This is a genomic window from Spirillospora sp. NPDC000708, from assembly GCF_040299565.1.
Taxonomy (GTDB): domain Bacteria; phylum Actinomycetota; class Actinomycetes; order Streptosporangiales; family Streptosporangiaceae; genus Spirillospora.
Map to the genome: position 1 here is coordinate 1 of NZ_JBEPCJ010000041.1, position 17,639 is coordinate 17,639.

Annotated in this window: 21 protein-coding genes; 9 read left to right on the forward strand and 12 right to left on the reverse strand. The window is 74.7% G+C overall.

From position 1 onward, the window contains the following. Positions 1 to 70: 70 nt before the first annotated feature. On the reverse strand, positions 71 to 949 hold the full coding sequence (locus ABT299_RS26845) for an NAD(P)H-binding protein (protein ID WP_500252400.1): 879 nt from the start codon (positions 947 to 949) through the stop codon (positions 71 to 73). 122 nt (positions 950 to 1,071) lie between these two features. Between ABT299_RS26845 and ABT299_RS26850 the strand changes: the two genes are divergently transcribed. Continuing rightward, complete coding sequence (locus ABT299_RS26850) at positions 1,072 to 2,133, forward strand: LysR family transcriptional regulator (protein ID WP_206700362.1); 1,062 nt, start codon at positions 1,072 to 1,074, stop codon at positions 2,131 to 2,133. Here ABT299_RS26850 and ABT299_RS26855 read toward each other — a convergent pair. Beyond that, positions 2,052 to 2,678: a TetR/AcrR family transcriptional regulator gene (locus ABT299_RS26855; RefSeq protein ID WP_241756541.1), complete on the reverse strand. Its 627-nt coding sequence runs from the start codon at positions 2,676 to 2,678 to the stop codon at positions 2,052 to 2,054. The two genes, ABT299_RS26850 and ABT299_RS26855, sit on opposite strands and share 82 nt — an antisense overlap. A gap of 104 nt (positions 2,679 to 2,782) precedes the next feature. Between ABT299_RS26855 and ABT299_RS26860 the strand changes: the two genes are divergently transcribed. Then, the gene (locus ABT299_RS26860; RefSeq protein ID WP_190868253.1) at positions 2,783 to 3,745 is read left to right on the forward strand and encodes an AurF N-oxygenase family protein; all 963 of its coding nucleotides are present in this window, start codon (positions 2,783 to 2,785) and stop codon (positions 3,743 to 3,745) included. Between the two features lie 23 nt (positions 3,746 to 3,768). Then, complete coding sequence (locus ABT299_RS26865; RefSeq protein ID WP_500252401.1) at positions 3,769 to 5,283, forward strand: FAD-dependent oxidoreductase; 1,515 nt, start codon at positions 3,769 to 3,771, stop codon at positions 5,281 to 5,283. 3 nt (positions 5,284 to 5,286) lie between these two features. Here ABT299_RS26865 and ABT299_RS26870 read toward each other — a convergent pair whose 3' ends face one another. From ABT299_RS26870 to ABT299_RS26910, 9 genes are all read right to left on the reverse strand, one after another. Continuing rightward, the gene (locus ABT299_RS26870) at positions 5,287 to 6,315 is read right to left on the reverse strand and encodes an ABC-2 membrane transporter-related protein (protein WP_500252402.1); all 1,029 of its coding nucleotides are present in this window, start codon (positions 6,313 to 6,315) and stop codon (positions 5,287 to 5,289) included. Beyond that, positions 6,312 to 7,202 (reverse strand): ABC transporter ATP-binding protein, encoded by an 891-nt coding sequence (locus tag ABT299_RS26875; protein ID WP_500252403.1) that lies wholly within the window; start codon positions 7,200 to 7,202, stop codon positions 6,312 to 6,314. The genes ABT299_RS26870 and ABT299_RS26875 overlap by 4 nt, the downstream gene beginning before the upstream one ends. Positions 7,203 to 7,312: 110 nt before the next feature. Further along, on the reverse strand, positions 7,313 to 7,969 hold the full coding sequence (locus ABT299_RS26880) for a response regulator (RefSeq protein ID WP_387025485.1): 657 nt from the start codon (positions 7,967 to 7,969) through the stop codon (positions 7,313 to 7,315). Further along, a complete protein-coding gene (locus ABT299_RS26885) occupies positions 7,966 to 9,144 on the reverse strand; it encodes a sensor histidine kinase (RefSeq protein ID WP_387025487.1) in 1,179 nt (392 codons plus the stop codon). The genes ABT299_RS26880 and ABT299_RS26885 overlap by 4 nt, the downstream gene beginning before the upstream one ends. A 25-nt stretch (positions 9,145 to 9,169) precedes the next feature. Further along, positions 9,170 to 9,547: a hypothetical protein gene (locus tag ABT299_RS26890; protein WP_500252404.1), complete on the reverse strand. Its 378-nt coding sequence runs from the start codon at positions 9,545 to 9,547 to the stop codon at positions 9,170 to 9,172. Then, a complete protein-coding gene (locus tag ABT299_RS26895; RefSeq protein WP_500252405.1) occupies positions 9,487 to 9,705 on the reverse strand; it encodes a hypothetical protein in 219 nt (72 codons plus the stop codon). Before ABT299_RS26895 ends, ABT299_RS26890 begins: the two co-directional genes overlap by 61 nt. Before the next feature lie 128 nt (positions 9,706 to 9,833). Beyond that, positions 9,834 to 10,733: a phosphotransferase gene (locus tag ABT299_RS26900; RefSeq protein ID WP_500252406.1), complete on the reverse strand. Its 900-nt coding sequence runs from the start codon at positions 10,731 to 10,733 to the stop codon at positions 9,834 to 9,836. Further along, complete coding sequence (locus ABT299_RS26905) at positions 10,733 to 11,677, reverse strand: aminoglycoside phosphotransferase family protein (RefSeq protein ID WP_500252407.1); 945 nt, start codon at positions 11,675 to 11,677, stop codon at positions 10,733 to 10,735. Before ABT299_RS26905 ends, ABT299_RS26900 begins: the two co-directional genes overlap by 1 nt. 121 nt (positions 11,678 to 11,798) lie before the next feature. Next, entirely contained in the window at positions 11,799 to 12,293 is a 495-nt protein-coding gene (locus ABT299_RS26910; protein ID WP_387025494.1) for a winged helix-turn-helix transcriptional regulator, read from the reverse strand. 106 nt (positions 12,294 to 12,399) lie between these two features. On the opposite strand from ABT299_RS26910, the gene ABT299_RS26915 reads away from it, so the two are divergent. Together ABT299_RS26915 and ABT299_RS26920 are read left to right on the forward strand one after the other, a co-directional pair. Then, on the forward strand, positions 12,400 to 13,854 hold the full coding sequence (locus ABT299_RS26915; RefSeq protein WP_500252408.1) for an MFS transporter: 1,455 nt from the start codon (positions 12,400 to 12,402) through the stop codon (positions 13,852 to 13,854). Positions 13,855 to 13,948: 94 nt separating this feature from the next. Continuing rightward, on the forward strand, positions 13,949 to 14,134 hold the full coding sequence (locus ABT299_RS26920; RefSeq protein WP_190868264.1) for a hypothetical protein: 186 nt from the start codon (positions 13,949 to 13,951) through the stop codon (positions 14,132 to 14,134). Between the two features lie 143 nt (positions 14,135 to 14,277). Here ABT299_RS26920 and ABT299_RS26925 read toward each other — a convergent pair whose 3' ends face one another. Next, positions 14,278 to 14,823 carry a hypothetical protein gene (locus ABT299_RS26925; RefSeq protein ID WP_500252409.1) on the reverse strand — a complete coding sequence of 182 codons (546 nt, stop codon included), beginning with the start codon at positions 14,821 to 14,823 and terminating at the stop codon, positions 14,278 to 14,280. 120 nt (positions 14,824 to 14,943) lie between these two features. Here ABT299_RS26925 and ABT299_RS26930 point away from each other — a divergent pair, with 120 nt between their 5' ends. The 4 genes from ABT299_RS26930 to ABT299_RS26945 all read left to right on the forward strand — a co-directional run bounded on the left by ABT299_RS26930 (position 14,944) and on the right by ABT299_RS26945 (position 17,593). After that, positions 14,944 to 15,810: a hypothetical protein gene (locus ABT299_RS26930; protein ID WP_387025500.1), complete on the forward strand. Its 867-nt coding sequence runs from the start codon at positions 14,944 to 14,946 to the stop codon at positions 15,808 to 15,810. Positions 15,811 to 15,854: 44 nt separating this feature from the next. Beyond that, positions 15,855 to 16,724, forward strand: coding sequence for a PhzF family phenazine biosynthesis protein (locus tag ABT299_RS26935; RefSeq protein ID WP_500252410.1), 870 nt, complete (start codon positions 15,855 to 15,857; stop codon positions 16,722 to 16,724). Between the two features lie 34 nt (positions 16,725 to 16,758). Next, positions 16,759 to 17,292 (forward strand): S26 family signal peptidase, encoded by a 534-nt coding sequence (locus tag ABT299_RS26940; protein ID WP_500252411.1) that lies wholly within the window; start codon positions 16,759 to 16,761, stop codon positions 17,290 to 17,292. Between the two features lie 160 nt (positions 17,293 to 17,452). Then, positions 17,453 to 17,593 (forward strand): hypothetical protein, encoded by a 141-nt coding sequence (locus ABT299_RS26945; protein WP_190868267.1) that lies wholly within the window; start codon positions 17,453 to 17,455, stop codon positions 17,591 to 17,593. Positions 17,594 to 17,639: the final 46 nt, after the last annotated feature.

The following is a 17,639-nucleotide window of genomic DNA, read 5'->3' on the forward strand; positions in this document are numbered from 1 at the left end:
GATGATGCTCCCAGCCATCGCCTTGCTCGTCATCCCCCACGGCGGGCCCGGCCCGCGTCGCGTCCGCGGCTCAGCCGAGGACGGCCGGCTTCAGCTCCTGCTCGCACCACTCGCGGAAGGTGGTGGGCGAGGTGGACTCGGGAGTGCGCGGCTCGGCACTGTCCAGGCCGTTCTCCTTGGCCACGGCCATCTCGACCAGTCCCTGGGCGTTCGCCTCGGACACCCCGCGCGCGAGCATGCTCTCCTTGAAGGCCTCGACGGAGATCCGCTGATGGCGGACGGGCCGCCCGAGCACCTCGGACATGATCCGCGCCAGGTCGTCGTTCGACAGGTCCTCCGGGCCGAGCACCGGGACGTCGCCGCGCCCCGTCCACGACGGGTCGAGCAGCAGCTTCAGGGCGGCGTCGGCGATGTCGCGGCAGGCGCACGTCGGCAGCTTGCGGTCCCCGGAGATCGCCGAGTAGAAGACGCCGTCGTTCTTGATGCTCTCCACCTGGCCGAGCATGTTGTCCATGAAGGTCGGCAGCGTCAGCGCCCGGAAGTGCACGCCGGTGCTCGCGATGAGGTCGTCCATCTTCAGCGTCGCCGTGACGTGGCCGGCCTCGGGGAGCACCCCGCGGCCCAGGGCGGAGACGCAGACGACCCGCTGGACGCCCTGGTTCCGGAACGCCTCGCAGGCCGGGCCGGCGAAGCGGGAGTAGACGTCGTCGAGGCTCTCGGCCCGGTGGTCCGGCGGCGCGAGCCAGAAGACGGCGTCGGCGCCCGCGAACGCCTTGGCCACGACGTCGGGGTCGCCGTGCGACCCTTCGACCACCTCGGCGCGCTCGCGCACGCGGTCGGGCAGCCGGGACGCGTCCCGAACGATCACGCGGACCGGTGCCCCGGCGGCGAGCGCGCCGTCGACGACCCGGCGGCCGATCCTGCCGGTGGGCGTGGTGATGACGATCATTGAAGTCTCCAGACACGGACAAGGGGAGCGCGGGCGCCGGAACGGCGCCGGCATCGACCAGTCAAGCCACCGCCGCCGCGGACCTGAAGGATCGATCCGGTCCGCATTGATACCCTGGGGATATGAATGACCTGGAGTCGCGGCAGCTCAGGTACTTCGTGGCCGTCGCCGAGGAGCTGAACTTCGGGCGGGCCGCCGAGCGGCTGGGCATGGCGCAGCCGCCGCTGTCCCGGGCGATCCGCGAGCTCGAACGCGGGCTCGGCGTGCGGTTGTTCGAGCGCACCACCCGCCAGGTCGCGCTGACCCCCGCTGGCGAGGTGCTGCTGCGGGACGCGCGCACCGCGCTGGAGGCGATCACCGCCGCCGCCCGCCGGGCCGTGCACGCCGGACGGCCCGCGCCGGAGCTGCGGCTCGCGCTCAAGGCCGACTTCGACGCCGGGCTGCTGCCGCAGTTCCTTGCCGCCTACCGGCAGGAGCCCGAGGCGATCCCGGTGGAGCTGGTGCTCGGCGGCCGGGGCGACCAGGAGGCCGCGCTGCGCGACGGCCGCGCGGACGTCGCGGTCCTGCCCGAGCTGACCGACGACCGCGGCCTGGACGTCGAGCCGCTGCTGACCGAGCCCCGGCTGGTCGCGCTGGCGGCGTCCGACCCGCTCGCCGCCCGCTCCTCGCTTTCCCTGTCCGACTTCGCCGGCCGGGTGCTGCCCGACGGCAGGCCCGCCGAGCTCGGCGGCCTGCCGCCCGGCCCGGACGGCGGCGACGGCGGGCCGGGGCGGCCCGCAGCGCGGGGGTCCTTCGCCGAGAGCCGGCGCCCCGTCCGCGACTTGACGGAGCTGTTCAGCCTCGTGGAGCTCGGCGGCGTCATCTGGTTCGTGCCGGTGTCGATCGCGCGGCGGCACGCGCGTCCCGGCATCGCCTACCGGGCCGTCGGCGACCTGCCGCCGACGGAGTTCTCCGTCGTCTGGCCGCAGGACTGCCGCTCGCCGGCCGTCGCGGCGTTCGTCCGGGCCGCCACCGCCGTCGCGGCCGCCGCGCAGCCCGTGATCGACGCGCAGCCGCTGGACGTCCCCGGTCCGGCGGGCCCGGCCCGGCCGGCGGAGGCCGGTCAGCGGGCGGACGCCGCCGGGGCCGCGCCCTCGCCGCGTCCGGGCAGCAGCGAGATGAACCCCGTGACGGTGCGCAGGTAGCGCCGCAGGTCCTCCGGGTCGTCGGCGTCGACGCCGGCGCTGTTCACGAAGACCAGCGACAGCACGATCCGGGTCAGCACGTCGATGAGCACCGGCACGTCGACCGGCGGGAACTCGCCCCGGTCGATCTTCTCCTGCACGACCGGGGCCGCGAGGGCCGTGACGCGGGCGACGGTGAGGTCCGCGCGGATCGTGAACCACGGCAGCACCATGTCGGGGACGTCCCGGACGGCGGCGGACAGCAGCGGGTGCCGGCGGGCCCGGCCGACGAGGAAGGCCAGCAGGTCCGACACGTAGTCGGCGTCCCAGCGGGCGGCGTCGATGATCGGCGCGGCCTCGGCGAGGTAGGCGGTGAGCTCGCGCTCGATCAGCGCGTCCTTGATCTCGTCGAGGCTGCCGCCGTACTTGTACAGCGTCGGGCGCGACAGCCCGGCCCGGCGCGCGATCGCCGACAGCAGCCGGGTGGAGGAGAACCCGCCCTCGGTCAGGCACGCGGCGGCGGCGTCGAGGATGCGGGCGTGGATGTCCCCGTCCTGCCTCGGCATGGGCCCGATTCTATGGCCGGGCCCACAGTCCCCGCCCATTGACCCGGTAAGCGACCACTGTTTACAGTTCCTATAGGAAGTGTAAACGATCTAGGAGGTCCCCGATGGCACAGGTGACCGAGTACCGCGAGTTCCTGCGGACCCTCTCCAACGGATCCGTCCACCGCCGGTTCGACCCATACCTGGACATCGACTGGGACTCCCCGGACTTCGCCATCGACGCCTCGGACCCGCGCTGGATCCTGCCCGACTGCGACCCGCTCGGCGCGCACCCCTGGTACAAGGCGCAGCCCGAGGAGAAGAGGATCGCGATCGGGCTCTGGCGGACCGCGAACATGCAGAAGGTCGGCCTCGTCTTCGAGAGCGTCCTCATCCGCGGGATGATGCAGTACGCGATGAGGCTCCCGAACGGCTCCCCGGAGTTCCGGTACTGCCTCCACGAGATGTCGGAGGAGTGCAACCACATCCAGATGTTCCAGGAGCTGGTCAACCGCACCGGCGTGGACGTGCCCGGGATGAAGGCGCCCTACCGGGCGACCTCCTCGCTCTGGCACCTGGCCGCCTACGCGCCGGTCATCTTCTTCATCGGCATCCTGGCGGGCGAGGAGCCCATCGACCACTTCCAGAAGGACGTCATCCGGGACGGCGCCGCCCGCCCGCCCGCGCTGCTGCGCACCATGGAGATCCACATCGCCGAGGAGGCGCGGCACATCTCGTTCGCGCACCGCTTCCTCAACGAGCACGTGGCCCGGCAGACCAAGGCCGGCAAGGGCGTCACCTCCATCGCCTACCCGCTGGTCATGCGCTGGCTGGCCGGCGCGATCATGGCGCCGCCGCGGCGGTTCGCCAAGGAGTTCGGCATCCCCCGCAAGGTGATGCGCGAGGCGTTCTGGCAGCGCCCGGAGTCCAAGGCCATCCTGCGCGGCTACTTCGGCGACGTCCGGATGCTCGCCGAGGAGCTCGGCCTGATGAACCCCGCCGCCCGGAAGGTGTGGAAGGCCTGCGGCATCGACGGCGAGCCGTCCCGCTACCGCGGCGAGCCGCACCGCCGGGCCCACGCCGCCTGACCCGTTAGGAAGCACCCCCAGCCATGCCCCACGTGGTCACGCAGTCCTGCTGCGGCGACGCGTCCTGCGTGTACGCCTGCCCGGTGAACTGCATCCATCCCACCCCGGACGAGCCGGACTTCCTCACGTCCGACATGCTCTACATCGACCCGGTCGCCTGCGTCGACTGCGGCGCCTGCGTGACCGCGTGCCCGGTCGGCGCGATCGTCCCGCACGACCGGCTGCCGGAGTCGCAGGAGCCGTTCGCGCCGATCAACGAGGCGTTCTACCGGGACGGCCGGGTGCGGCCGCTGCTGGCGCCGCACGTCCCGCCGCTCTCGGTGCCCGCGGGCCGGGAGCCGCTCGACGTGGCGATCGTGGGGACGGGCCCGGCGGCGATGTACGCGGCGGACGAGCTGCTCACCGTCCCCGGCGCGCGGGTCACGATGTACGAGCGGCTGTCCGTCCCGTACGGGCTGGCGCGCACCGGCGTCGCCCACGACCACGTGCGGACCCGCCAGGTCGGCGACCTGTTCGACCGGATCGCGGCGCAGGACGGGATCCGGATCGTCTACGGCACCCAGGTCGGCCGCGACGTGACGCACCAGGACCTCCTCGACCGGCACCACGCGGTGGTCTACGCGGTCGGGGCGTCCGCGGACCGGCGCCTGGACGTCCCGGGCCGCGACCTGCCGGGCACCGCGACGGCCACCGAGTTCGTCGCCTGGTACAACGGCCATCCCGACCACGCCGGCCGCCGGTTCGACCTGTCGCACGAGCGGGCGGTCATCGTCGGCAACGGCAACGTCGCGCTCGACGTCGCCCGCATCCTGACCGCCGACCCCGAGCACTTGGCCGGCACGAGCATCGCGCCCCGCGCCCTGGAGGCGCTGCGGGACGGCCGGGTCCAGGAGGCCGTCATCGTCGCCCGGCGGGGCGTCGCGCACTCGGCCTTCACGCTCCCGGAACTGGTCGGGCTCATGCAGCTGCCGGGCATCGACCTGGTGCTCGACTCCGCCGACCTCGACACCGGCCTTGAGACCGGCCTCGACACCGGCACCGGCGCTCTCGGCCACGCCGCCGGGCAGAAGCTCCGGCTGCTGCGCGAGCTGGCGGAACGGCCCGCGACGGGGAACGGGAAGCGGATCGTCCTGCGGTACCTGGCGTCGCCGCTCGCGATCGTCGGCGGCGACCGCGTCCAAGGCGTCGAGCTGGTCCGCAACGCCTACGTCCCCGGCTCCGGCGACCGGGTCGAGCCCACCGGCGAGCGCGAGACGCTCGACGCCGGCCTGGTGCTCAGCTCGATCGGCTACCGCGGCACCGCCGTCCCCGGCGTCCCGTTCGACGAGGCCCGCGCGGTCATCCCGAACGCGGGCGGCCGCGTCCTCGCCGAGCCGGGCGGCGCCGTCCTGCCCGGCGTCTACGCCACCGGCTGGATCAAGCGCGGCCCGACCGGCTTCATCGGGACCAACAAGCAGGACGCCATGGAGACCGTCCGCCACCTCGTGGAGGACTACAGCGAGGGCCGCCTGCGCGCGCCCCGCGCGAGCCTCGTCTGAACCTCAGCTCACCCGGTGCCGCACGCGCCAGAGCCCGAACACCGTGAGGACTCCGGCGAGCAGGAGGTACGCGGCGGTCTCCAGGCCCTGGAACGCCCAGTAGCGGCTCTTCGGCTGGTAGGCGACGTCGACGTGCAGGTTCATCCGGGCGAGGCAGACGGCGGTGTCGCCGAACCTCCCGCCGGCGCCGGTCCGCTGCGGGCTGTTCAGGCACTCGTCGAACTTCGCGCCGCTGAGCGTCCGGCCGTCCGCCGTGCGGAACGGGCTGATGTCGCTCACCCAGGCGCCGGGGGAGCCGGGGACCGCGAGGCCGTGGACGACGGCGCCGCCGGTGATGCTCCCCATGTTCTGCGCCCCGTTGATGGCCTGGGCGGTCATCCGCAGGGTGGTCTTCTCGGGCGGGAGGAGGTGGGGCCGCACCATGTTCGGGAAGACGAACTGGAGCACGATGAACGCGACTCCCGTGACCGCCATCGCGGGCAGCGTCCGGCGCACGAGGAGCCCGACGACCGTGCCGAGCGTGAACGCCAGGACGGCGTAGCCGATCGGGGCGATGTCGCGGGCGCCGAACACGATGGTGGAGAAGCGGTCCTCGGTCGCCTCGTCGAACGGGCGCGCCGCCCAGGTGAGCAGCGCGGCGGCGGCGCCGGTGAGCGCCGCGCCGGCCAGCGCGAGGAACGCGAGCTTGACGGCGAGCCAGCGGCGCCGGGTCACGCTCTGGTTCCACACGAGCCGGTGCGTGCCCGTCTCCAGTTCCCGCGCGATCAGCGGCGCGCCCCAGAACGTCCCGATGACGACGGGGATCAGCTGGAGCCCTGCGGCGAGGAACAGCAGCGTGCTCTCGTAGTCGCCGCGGAACTGCGCGAGGGCGGGCGGGCAGTCGGCGGGCCTGCTCGCGCAGCGGGCCCGGTAGGCGTCGTGGGCGTCCCGGATGTCGGTGCCGAGGTACACCAGGTAAGCGGCGATCACGGCCAGCGCGACGGCGGCGACGAGCGCTTGGACGCGGAACTGGCGCCAGGTCAGCCAGATCATCGCGCGCCCTCCCCGGTGGTGGCGGACGCCCTGGTCATGTAGGCGAGCACGATGTCCTCCAGCGAGACGGGCTCGACCCGGTACGGCTCCGGCGGGACGGCATCGCCGCGCACCACCGCGGTGTCGTGCCCGCCCGCGCTCTCGGCGTGGACGATCTCGACTCCGGCCGGCGGCCGGGCGAGCCCGCCGCGCGGCGCGACCAGGCGGCGGTGCGCGGCCAGCACGTCCCGGACGTCCCCGGCGACCTGCACGCGGGAGGCGCACAGCACCACCAGGTGGTCGCAGACGCGCTCGATGTCGCCGAGCAGGTGCGACGACAGCACCGCGGCGGCGCCGAGTTCGGCGGCGGACTCCAGCAGGTTCCGCAGGAACCCGGCGCGCGCCAGCGGGTCCAGCGCCGCGGCCGGCTCGTCGAAGATCAGCAGGTCGGGGCGCTTGGCGGCGGCGACCGTGAGGGCGAGCTGCGCGCGCTGCCCGCCGGACAGCCCGCCGGCCCGCTGGGCGGGGTTCAGCCCGGCCTGGGCGACGCGCCGCTCGGCGAGGGCGGCGTCCCATCCCGGGTTCAGCCTCGCGCCCATCCGCAGGTGGTCGGCGACGGTGAACGACCCGTACACGGGGGTGTCCTGCGCGACGAACCCGACCCGCGCCAGGTGCGACGGCCCGGCCGCCGGGGCGGATCCGAGCACGCGCAGCGACCCCGACGTGGGCTCGATCAGGCCGCAGGCCAGGTGCAGCAGCGTGGACTTCCCGGCCCCGTTCGGCCCGACCAGGCCGATGACGCGTCCCGCCGGGACGGTCAGGTCGACCTCGCTGAGCGCCGTGCGGCGGCCGTACTTCTTCGTCAGGCCCTCGGCTTGGAGCACCGGGGGCGGTTGCTTGTGCGGCATGCCGCTCATCCTCGGAGGCGGGCGCCCGCCCGCCCATCGGCCCGCAGCACCGTTCGCCCCGCCGGAGACCGTACTTTCGGCCGGTTCGCCGCCGGCCGGTTCGCGGCCGGTCAGCCGCCCTCGACGATGCGGTTCTCCCACGCCCACGCGGCGATCTCGATCCGGTTGCGGAACCCCAGCCTGCTCTGGACGCCGGCGATGTGGCCCTTCACCGTGCTGAGGGAGATGAACAGCTCGGCGGCGATCTCCTGGTTGGTGCGGCCCCGCGCGACGGCCCGCACGACCTCCAGCTGCCGCTCCGACAGCGGGACGTCCGTGGTGCGCGCGCCCGGCGCGCCGCCCGCCGTCAGGTGCCGCAGCAGCCGCAGCGTGACCGACGGCGACACGAGCGCCTCGCCGTTGGCGGCCGCGCGGACGGCCTCGACGAGCAGCGCGGGGCCGGCGTCCTTCAGCACGAACCCGGCCGCCCCGCCGCGCAGCGCCCCGTACACGTACTCGTCCAGGTCGAACGTGGTGACCACCACGACCCGCAGCGGATCGCGCACGCCGGGCCCGGCCAGCGCGCGGGTGACCTCGATGCCGTCGAGGCGCGGCATCCGGATGTCGACCAGGCACACGTCCGGGCGCAGCCGCCGCGCCGCCTCCACCGCCTCGGCCCCGTCCGCGGCCTCGCCGACCACCCGGATGTCGGGCTGGTCCTCCAGGATGAGCCGCAGGCCGCCGCGGATCATCGTCTGGTCGTCGGCGATCAGCACGGTGATGGTCATCGGGACTCCCGGAGGGGCAGGACCGCGCGCACCGACCAGCCGCCGCCGGGCCGGGGGCCGGCGGCCAGCGTGCCGCCGAGCGTCTCGACGCGCTCGCGCATGCCGACGAGCCCGTACCCGGCACGATGATGCGGCCGGGCCGGGCCCGGCGGGGCGTCGTCGTCGACCCGCACGGTGACGCCCTCCGGCTCCTCCGCGACGGTCACGGCGACCGAGCCGGCCTGGGGCGCGTGCCGACGGACGTTCGTCAGCGCCTCCCGGACGATGCGGTACACCGTGCTGGTCACCTCCGGGGGCCAGTCCGCGCCGCCGCAGGACCGGAGCGTCGCCCGCGGCCCGCCCGCGCTGAACCGCTCGACCAGCTCGTCGAGCCGCTCCGGCCCGGGCGAGGCGGGCGCGGCGTCGGCGGTGTCGCGCAGCAGGCCGACGACGCGGCGCATGGCGGCGAGGGCCTCGGTGCCGGCGGTCTCGATTCCGGCGAGCGGCTCCGCCGCGTTCGCCGGGTCCCTGCGGGCGACGATCTGGGCGGCCTGGGCCTGGATCACCATCCCCGTGATGTGGTGGGCGACGATGTCGTGCAGCTCGCGGGCGAGTTCGAGGCGCTCCTCGCGGCGCACCCGCTCGGCGGTCGCCGCGGCGTGGGCGTCGAGCGTCCGCAGCCACCGGCCCACCGACACCGCCGCCAGCCACGCCCCGGCGTACAGCACGGCCATCGAGGACGCGCCGCTCGCGCTGACCGGAGGGTCGGCCGCCAGGCGGGCGACGGCCAGGGCCAGGCCGGCGGCGGCGACCGCGCCGGCCTTGGCGGCGGGCAGGACCCGGACCGCCGTGCCGATCAGCACCGCCAGTCCGAGCACCATGGCCGGGCCGGGTTCGGTGGGCAGTCCCGCCGCGCGCGCCGCGACGATCGCCGTCGCCGCGACGGCGAGGCCGCCCGCGGCCGTCCACGCCGGACGCCGGCGGCGCAGCAGCGCGAGCGCGCAGACGACCACCGCGGCCGGACCGCCGAGCCGCCAGCTCGCGATGCCCCAGCTGTCGGCGAGGGCGACCGCCTGGTAGGCGATGGCCGCGGCGAACAGTGCGGCGAGCCCGGCGCTTGAGGCGGCCCCGGCCCATCGGCGGGAACCGATCAACGCGGCCGCGCCGCACCACCGCCGGACCGCGCCGTTCGCCATCGCTCCGCTCTCCCCTTCGCGCTCGTCACGGGTACGGCCGCCGCGCGGCCGTGGCCCGATGCTCCCGGTCCGGTCGCACCTTGTCGAACACGCGCAGGCCCGCGCCGGTGACCAGGGCGCCGATCATGATCAGGGCGGCCAGGACGGTGACGGCGCCGTGCTCGGCGATCCGGGCCGACGCGACCACCGCGATCCCGCCCGCGCCGACGGCGGCCGCCGCGGGCACGGGCAGCCTGCGGAGCGCGGAGCCCACGAGCACCGCCAGACCGAGCGCGGTGACGGGCCCCGGCTCCCGCGGTAGGTCGGCGGCCGCGGACACGGCGATCGCGGCGGCCGAGACGATCAGCGCCGCGACCGCCGCTCCCAGGGGCCACCGCCCGCGCAGCAGCGCGAGCGCGCACACACCGCGACGGAGATGACGAGGTCGAGGACCCAGGACGTCCCGCCCCAGCTGTCCATGAGCATGTAGGTGGTGAAGGCGATGCCCAGGGCGAACACGAGGCCCAGCCCGATGCCGGACAGCACGGCCCCGGCCGGCCGCGGTCGATCCGCTGCGTTCATGGGCACGACGCTAGGGAGCCGCGCCGCCCGCCGAACCGGCCGAAAGTACGGAAAGGACGTCCGCGGGTCGTGCTCCCGGCCGGTTCGCCTGTGCTCGGTGGTCGGTGGTCGGTGGTCGGCCTCGGGCGTTACGGCCGGAGGGCGAAGAAGGTCTTGACGCGGCGCTCGTGGTAGTCGAGGTCGTCCTCGTCGTGCACGGCGCCCCGCCGCCGGGCGTGCTCGAAGTAGGCCGCCTCGCGCCGCAGCCGGTGCCTGATCAGCTGGACGACCGTCTCGTCGTCCATCTCGCCCGCGGTGCCGCCGGCGTCGTGGTAGTCGGCGATGAAGCGGCGCCGCTCGTCCGGCGCGTCGCCGTGCTCGTCGGCCCATTCGAGCGCGGCGGACGCCACCTCCAGCTCGGGCGCTCCGACGAACGCCTCGTCCCAGTCCAGGACCGCCACCAGCCGGCCGTCCCTGGCGAGGGTGTTGCCGGTGTAGAAGTCCGCGTGCAGCGGGTGGCGCACGCGGCGGCGGCGGTGGAACCCGGCGAGCCAGCGGTCCAGTTCCGGATCGGCCAACGCGGGGACATCGTGCGGCGGCTCCCCGTACAGGCCGGTCTCCAGGAACGACGGCACGGGGCGCGGCGGCGGCCGGTGGGACGCCAGCGCGCGATGCAGCCGGGCGAGGAGGCGCGCGCCTTGCGTCCGCATCTGCGGCTCGTCGGCGTCCGGCCACTCGCCCGCGACATGGGACCACACCGACACGGGCCGGCCCTCGACCCGGACGACCGTCGTCCCGTCGCGTGCGCGCAGCGGCGCGACCGCCTCCGGCAGGCCGGCGGCGGCATGCGCGGCGATCCCGTGGCACCACTCTGCCTCGGCGTTCGTGCGGCTCGCGGGACCGACGCGTACGACGATGTCGCCGGCGCGGTACGCGGCCGACTCCTCCCCGCCGTACAGCCGCACGGGTTCGCCGTCGACGGGCCGTCCCCAGGCGTCCTGGACCGCGCGCCTCATGGCGGCGGTCAGCGGCGTATCGACGAACGGCATCACGCATTCCTTCCGGACATCCGGTGGCGCAGCAGGGCGGTGGCGATGGTGACCTGGACCGGGTCGAGCGCCGTCTCGCCGTCCTCGACGTCCCACAGCGCGTTCTGCAGGACGCGGCCGAGCGTCCATCCGGCCGCCCGCCGCCGGTCCAGGCCGAGGGCCTCGGTCAGCAGGTCGAAGCGGCGGAGCACCGCGCGTGAGACGTCACCGGCGGCCACCAGCTCGTCCCACCGGTTGTCCAGCGCGGGCAGCAGGTCGAAGCCGGGATCGCCGGCGAGCGGCTTGGGGTCGATGGCCAGCCAGGGCTCCCGGTCCCCGGCGAGGACGTTGTCGTAGTGCAGGTCCCAGTGCAGCAGCCGGTCGCCGGGCTCGCCGACCAGCTCGGCCACGGCGGACGCGCAGGTCCGCACCAGCCGCCGGTCGGCCGGGTCCGCCAGCGCGGGCACGGCACGCGGCACCTCGTCGAGCATGGCGGCGGCGATGTCGGCCAGGCGGCGCAGACCGTCCGGGGCGGGCACCGCGACCAGGCGCGCCAGCAGCCCGGCCAGGATCTCCAGGGCGGCGGTGTCGTCGGCCACCGACGACAGCGGCCGGGCCTCGTCGAGGCGCTCCAGCAGCATCGTCCCGGTGCCGGGATCGTGGTCGAGGAGGCGGACCGCCCCGTCGCCGTTCCACACGCGCAGGCCGACCGGCTCGGTGGCGTGCTCGTCGGTGACCGGCTGGAGCTTGAGCGCGGCGGGCGTGCCGTCCGCGCGGGTCACCGGCAGGACGAGGGACGCCATGCCGTGCCGTCCGGGACCGTCCGGCCGCAGCTCCCAGCGGTCCAGGAAGGCGGCGGCCAGGTCGGGCAGCGCCGCGATCCAGGCACGGCCGGACGCGCCGCCGTGCCTGGCGTGCGAGGCGGCCAGCGCCTCGGGGACGTCGATGCGGATCGACGTGCTCATGGTGAAGGTCTCCTTCGTGGACTCGGATGTCGATCGGCACGAAGGAGACGGCGGCGGCGCCCGGCTTCCGGGCAGGGGTCAACGCATGCCCCAACCCTAACGGCCGCCGCGCCGAACGCGGTCAGTCCCGCCGCGGCAGCACGGCGCGGGCGAGGGCGTCGCGTTCGGCCGCCTCGCGTTCGGCGGCCTCCTGCTCGGCGGCCGCGCGCCGGTCGTAGGCGGTGCGCGCCGCCGCGATGGCGTTCTGGTGCTCCTCCGTCCAGACGACCAGGGCGCGGATGGTGCTGTGGAGGGTCGCGCCCATCGGCGTCAGCGCGTAGTCCACCCGCGGCGGGACGGTCGGGCGCACCGTCCGGCTCACCAGCCCGTCGCGCTCCAGATGCCGCAGCGTGCGGGTCAGCATCCGCTGGCTGACGCCGTCGATCGCGCGCCGCAGCTCGGTGAAGCGCAGGCTCCGCTTGTCCAGCAGCGCGATCACCTGGAGCGACCACTTGTCGGCGATGCGGTCGAGGATCTGCCGCACCTCGCAGTCCGCGCGCTGGTCCCACTGGAGGACGTCGTCGTCGACGCCGGTATCCCCGCAGTAACCGAGGGACTCGAGAGTGCCGTCTTCCATGGTCACCGATGGTGCCCGACGATTACGCCGGTAACAAGAGGGAACCGGCGGGCACTCGGGGAACCGCCCCGGGGCGCGGTTCCCGACGAGAGGGAGTCGAGCACCGATGTCCAATTCCGTCACCGGATCCGGCGGGCGCCCGGCGGGCCGCTCCTGGGGCGTGCTCCTGGTGCTGTGCGGCGCGATCTTCCTGGAGGGGATCGACGTGGCGATGCTGAACGTGGCGCTCCCGTCGATCCGGGCCGACCTCGGCCTGTCCACCGGGATGCTCAGCGGTGTCGTCAGCGCCTACGTGCTCGGCTACGGCGGGTTCATGCTGCTGGGCGGCCGTGCCGCCGACCTGCTGGGCCACCGCCGGATGTTCGTGCTGTGGCTGGCGGTCTTCCTGGTCTTCTCCGGGCTCGGCGGGCTCGCCACCGAGGGCTGGACGCTGCTGGCCGCCCGGTTCGTCACGGGCGTCGCGGCCGCGTTCATGGCGCCCGCCGGGCTGGCGCTGGTCACGTCCGCCTTCCCGGAGGGGCCGGCGCGCACCCGGGCGCTCGGCGTGTACGCGGGGACGGCGGCGGGCGGCTTCTCGCTCGGCGTCGTCGCGGGCGGCGCGCTCGCCTCGCTCGGCTGGCGCTGGGTGTTCTTCGCCCCGGTCGTCCTGTCGGCGCTGATCCTGGTGGCGGCGCTGGTCCTCGTCCGCGACGCCCGCGCCGAGCGCTCCCCGGACGGCTTCGACCTGGCGGGGGCGTTCACGCTGACCGGGGCGATGCTGCTGCTGGTGTACGGGGTCGTCCGGCTGGAGCGCGCCGGCGACGGCCCCTTCGTGACCGCCGGCGTGTTCGCCGCCGCGCTGGCGCTGCTGCGGCTGTTCGTCCGCGTCGAGCGCCGCTCCCCGTCGCCGCTGGTGCGCCCGGGCCTCCTGCGGACGGCCCCGCTCGTCCGCGTGAACGCGGCCGCGCTGCTGTTCCTGGCCGCGTTCGCGGGCTTCCAGTTCCTGGCCACCCTGTACTTCCAGGAACTGCGCGGCTGGAGCACGATGCAGACGGGCCTGGCCATGCTGGTGATCGGGCTGGACACCGTCCTGGCCCCCGTCCTGACGCCGCGCCTGGTGAACCGGTTCGGCAACACCCGCGTGCTGCTCGCCGGCATCGTGGTCGCCGCGGTCGCCTACGCGCTGTTCCTGCCCGTCGGGATGGACTGGACCTACGTCGCCATGCTCCCGGCGCTGTGCCTGCTCGGGCTGTCGTTCGCCCTGGCCTACGGGCCGCTGACCATGGCCGCCACCGACGGCGTCGCCGAGGACGAGCACGGCCTGGCGGGCGGCCTGCTCTACACCGCCATGCAGTTCGGCACGGCGCTCGGGCTGTCGGCCGTCACCGCCGTCGACGTCGCCGCGGGCGGGGGACTGGACGGACTGCGCGTCGCGCTGGTCGTCCCCGTCGCGGCGGCGACGCTCGGCGCGGCCGTCATCGCGTCCGGCCTCCGCACGCGCGCCGGGCGGGACGGCGCACCGCCGAGCGCGACGCCCCCGGCCGGGTCCGCGGCGACCGGCTCAGCACGGGCCGCCGCCTGAGCCGGAGAATGAAGCGGGAAGAAAAGGGCATCTGTTGTCGCGGGACAACGGTCCGGCACCCGAGCCGGGCCGGTGGCGATGAGGAGTGACGGACATGAGCCTCTTCCAGCGGTTCTCACGGGCCCGGGCGGGACGCCGGACCAGGGCCGCCGAGCGGCGCCGCACCCCGAGCTTCCGCGAGATGCGCGCGCAGATGCGCACCGCGAAGGCCGAGGCCGACCTCCTCGCGACCGAGGAGCGCATCCACATGGAGGCCGCCCGCATCCGCAGCGGGCGCTGAGTGGCACCGCACCGTTCGAGTCGCGGACGATCGCGGACGACGGAACCGCGCGGCCGGGAGCACAGGGCGCTTCCCGGCCGCGCGCCGGCTCCGTCACCGGCGAAACCGCGCCCACGTCCGGCCGGCGGCCGCGTGCTCCGTGGTCAGGGGCGCCGGTCGGCGATCGCCATCGCCCATTCGTAGAACGCCGCCCGGTCGCCGAGTTCGGCCTGGAGAGCGGGGTCGATGACGGGAGCGTTGGCGGCGGTGAGGAGGTCGAAGAGGCCGAGATGGACCCATTCCCAGACCATGGCGTCGAAGTTGTAGGCGAGCATGAGCGGGGCCAGCCGCTTCCGGACGGCGGTGATCTCGGTCGGAGTGAATCCGGCGCGGTTCAGCCGGACGATCGTGGCGCGTTCCTGATCGGCGTCGATCCGCGTGTCGAGGAACGGTTCGAGCAGATCGGCCCACGTGTCGGGACGCGACGCCTCGGCGATCCCGTGGCGGCGGCAGAACGCTTCGAGATCGGCCTTCCGCTCGCGGGGGACGAACAGCGTCTCGCCGGACGCGGTCCGGATCTCGGGCCTGATGGCGCGCCAGTCGGCGTCGCGGATCCGGGCGGGCGCGACCATTCCCGCGGGGTGCACCGACGCGCCGCGAAAGCCATAGCGCAGGAAACGCACGTGGTCCTCGGCGAAACGCACGTCCATCCGCTCAGAATGGTCTTTCACCGGAGCGTGCGGTAGGCGGCCGGACTGTGAGGTTCGCCGCTCTCCGGCGCCCGCGGGGCGGGTAGGGTGCCGTGGAACGGCACGCGGGAGGTCCGGCGAATGGACGAGGCGCAGGCGATTTCCTTGGTGGTGAAGTGGATCCGCTCCCACGGCCTGGACTACCCCACCGAGGGATTGGAGGCGGACCGCTTCGACGCCGGGTGGAGCGTGTGCGCCCCGGTCGAGGTCGACGAGACCGACCCCATGGCGTTCCTGGAGATGCCGGTGGGCAGATCGGTGTTTCTGGTGGGCGACTCCGGCCGCATCGAGGAGGTGTCGTCGTCCGTTCCCCCGCAGCAGGCCGTTGACCGGTTCGTCGCGCAGGAACGCGCAGGCTCCACCGGCTCCACCGGGCACGGAATGGGCTCCGACGAGTACATGGCCGATTTCGTGCGGTGGCTCGAAGAGGACGGGCCGGAGGAGGAGCAGGACGCCGACGGGATCAGGATCGTCGGCCCGCTGCCCCACGACCCTCTGGCCGGCGACGACATCGACGTGGTCGCCGCCGAGGCGTCGCTGCTGATCGAGCCGATCGTGCAGGAACTGGCCCTCCTCGGGCCGCCCGAATGGGAGTGGCTGTGGGCGGAGTTCGCCTTCACCATCTCCGCCGAGATCGCGTACCTGCGGTTCTCGTCGTACCACCGGTCGGTCGTCGTCCCCGTGCCGGAGTCGGTCGCCGCGCTCGTCCGCGAGCAGCGGCACGCGGTTGCGCTGATGCCCTCCGGGCCCTGGTGGCGGCTGCTCCTCACCGTCACCAATCGCGGTGAGACGACCGTGAACTACGACTACGGCGACGGTCCCTTTCCCCACGACCAGCTGCTGGCGCCCGAGCATTACCAGAACGACCTCGAGGCGTATCCCCGGCCGCGCGTCCCCGCATGGCTCGCCCGGTACATCGAGGGGCCGGGGGAGCGGCGCCCGTCCTAGCCGCGCCGGGGTCGCCCGCGCCGGGCCGCCGTAGGATCCGGATCATGGACGCACGCGGTCAGGCCGTCACGATCGTGAACGCGTGCCGGCGGGACGGCGGCGGGGGCAGCCCGACCGCCGTCCTGGACGACCGGCCCATGACCGACGCCGAACGCCGCGCCGTTCCCGTCCGGATGGGAACCTCGCACGCCGTTTTCCTTTCGCCAGGCGGCGACGACCATTCCGGTGCGGCCGTCCCGGTGCGCTTCTTCACCGCCGAGGGCGAGCTTCCCGCGTGCGGCCACGGGACGGTGGCCGCCTTGGCCGTCCTGGCCGAACGCGCCGGCAGTGACGACTTCCGGGTTCTTCTCCGCACATCGAAGCGCGTTTTCTCGGGCGGTTCCGTGCGCGACGGAGACCGTTTCGAGTGCACGTTCGATCCGGGGCCGGTGGAATTGCGGGACGCGACCGCGGAGGAATGCGAACTGATGCTCCCCGCGCTCGGCGCCACCCCGCCGGCGCCCGGAGACGGTCCCCGCGTGGCGTCGGTGGGGCGGCCCCGGCTGCTGGTCCCCGTCGCGGACCGGGCCGCGCTGGCGGCCCTGGCCCCCGACCTCGACCGGCTGCGAGCCGCGTGCGATGAGCTCGGGCTGCTCGGCGCCTACGTCCACGCCATGGACGGCGGACGCGGCGCCGCCCGCATGTTCGCGCCGTCCATCGGCGTCCCCGAGGACATCGCGAACGCCAACAGCACCGCCTGCCTGGCCGCCCACCTGGCCGGACGCGGTGACATCGAGATCACCGTGGACATGGGCGACGCGCTCGGCGCGCCGTCCGCCGTCACGGCCGTCGCGCGGCGGGGCCCGTCGGGGCCGTCCGTGCGCGTCGGCGGCGTCGCCGCGATCGAGCGGACCACCGTCCTGCCGCTGCTGTGAGCGGCCCGCCGGCGGCGGCTACCATCGGTCGGCCATGAGCCGAATGTCGAATGCGCGGGGACGGCTTTCCTGGGGCGCGGGCCTCGCGGCGGCGGGCCTCGCGGCAGGCGCGCTGGTGGCGCTCGGGTGGGCGCGCACCCGCCTGGTGGTCGTGACGGTCGACGGCGCGAGCATGCTGCCCACGCTGCGCGACGGCGACCGCGTGCTGGCGCGGCGCCGGCCCCTGCACCAGGTGCGGCGCGGGGACGTCGTGGTGCTGGAACCGCCCCCGGACGGCCCGTACCTGCCGGGTCCCGCGGGCCCGGACGGACGGACCTGGAACGTCAAGCGCGTGGCCGCCGTCCCCGGGGACCCCGTGCCGCCGGGGATCGCCGGCGAGGGCGGCACGGTGCCGGACGGGGCGCTCGCGGTGCTCGGCGACAACCCGGACAGCGTCGACTCGCGGCAGCGGGGCCTGTACCCGGGGGACCGGTTGCTCGGCGTGGTGGTGCGCCGTCTGACCATCGCGCCGGCGCCGCGTCAAGAGCGGGCGGCATGGCAGAAAGCACCAACGCCGGGCGGACCTTGATCGCAGAGTGCACAAGACGGGGACGGGCGGCGGCCGGCCCCTTGTCGGTGCAGATCGCCGGGGTTAGCTTCTGGGCCAGCGAGCGCTGATCATCTCGGCAGCGTGCGCCGGTCGGAACCCCGCAGCCGGCTCGGCCCGGCTCGACGTGAGGAGATCCCCCATGATCCGTGCAGTCAACCGCATCGGCGACCGCCTTCTCAGCAGGATGCTGCCGAAGACCACCGCCCGCGCCGAGGCCTGCTGGTGGACCTCCACGGGCATCCACTGCTGCATCTACGCCGGCAAGACGTACTGCCGCTGAACCGGCGCGGCCCCGGCCGGCGCCGTACCCCGGCGATCAGGCGCAC